This window comes from Thermodesulfobacteriota bacterium (assembly GCA_040756475.1).
Lineage (GTDB): Bacteria > Desulfobacterota > Deferrisomatia > Deferrisomatales > JACRMM01 > JBFLZB01.
On sequence record JBFLZB010000020.1, the window covers coordinates 38,274 to 39,517 of the forward strand.

The window sequence follows — 1,244 nt, forward strand, 5'->3', positions numbered from 1 at the left end:
TTGAGCGGCTGCTCCGGCGGCCGTTCACCTCCAGCACCAACGTTCCTCCTCCGCCCCATTCCACGGAGCCGTCGTTGCCAACGTGAACTGCATCCCCTAGACTCCTCCGTGTGTCTGGATGGGTGGGATGGCATGAACGGCCCCGGCGTTCCGGCGTTTGTAACTGAGACGACGCCTGCGCCGCCGAAAGGGGTGCCAGGCCGTGAACCACTCGAATCTCCGCAGGAATCACGGAGGAGGCTAGATCATGCAGGTCTGCGTGGATCTTCCGGAAGGTCTTCTGGCGGCTCTGAAAACGAGCCCGGACGGTCTCGGCCGTGAAGTGCGGCTGGCGGCTGCCGTGACGTGGTACGAGCAGGGAAAGGTATCTCAGGAGATTGCCGCCCGGGTCGCGGGTCTGGACCGGACCGACTTTCTCCTGGCTTTGGTCAGGAGTGGGGCGGAATCATTCCGGGTGGATCTCGAGGACCTGGATCGCGAGCTTGCCCGTGGCTGAGACGGCCGTTTTCAACGCGTCTCCCCTCATCTTCTTCTCGCGGGGAGGGCACCTCGAGTTGCTCCGGGCTGTCGTGGGAGGGGTGCTCGTTCCCGAGCCCGTAGCCGCGGAGATCCGGCGCCGCGGGCCCCGAGATCCAACCTCGGCAGCTTTGACGAGCGAGCTGTGGCTCCAGGTGGTCCCGGCACCTGCGCCCTCCGAGGCGATCCTCCAGTGGGGCCTCGGACCAGGGGAGTCGGCTGTGCTCGCCCTGTGCGAGCGGAATCCACGTCGCGTTGCTGTGATCGACGACCTCGCCGGCCGGAAGTGCGCTTCGAGCCTCGGCATTCCCGTCCGCGGTACATTGGGTATTGTCTTGGTTGCCAAGCGTCGGGGCCTGGTCCCCGCCGCGAGACCGGTGCTCGAGGATCTGCTTCGAGCCGGGATGTACCTCTCCCGCCGGGTGCTGGACGAGGCACTGACGAGGGTAGGGGAATAGGCGCAAGCTTCGGAAAGGAAACCACACCGCGCCGGTCCCTCAAGGGCGCGCGTCCGGAGAGTCCCCCCCCTTGACCCGCCCCCCGGCCAGCCTGTACAAGGGTCAGACCTACGGGGAGGCAACGCGATGGGGCGAACGCCGGGGCACGGAGGCGAGGCAGCAGGGCGGCAGACCGCCCCTCCCGACCCTTCCTCCCCTCCCACCCCCCAGCCCCCGACCCCTGGCGCCTATTTCCGTTCCGACCCCCAGCCCCTGACCCCTGACCCCTGC

Annotated in this window: 2 protein-coding genes; both read left to right on the forward strand. The window is 67.6% G+C overall.

What is annotated here, in order from left to right:
- Positions 1-247: 247 nt before the first annotated feature.
- A complete protein-coding gene (locus tag AB1578_04840; protein ID MEW6487226.1) occupies positions 248-496 on the forward strand; it encodes a UPF0175 family protein in 249 nt (82 codons plus the stop codon).
- A complete protein-coding gene (locus AB1578_04845; protein MEW6487227.1) occupies positions 489-974 on the forward strand; it encodes a DUF3368 domain-containing protein in 486 nt (161 codons plus the stop codon). Before AB1578_04840 ends, AB1578_04845 begins: the two co-directional genes overlap by 8 nt.
- Positions 975-1,244: the final 270 nt, after the last annotated feature.

Excerpts from the sequence above, each read along its gene's own strand:
- AB1578_04840 (MEW6487226.1), top strand. The coding sequence starts at position 248 with ATGCAGGTCTGCGTGGATCTTCCGGAAGGTCTTCTGGCGGCTCTGAAA.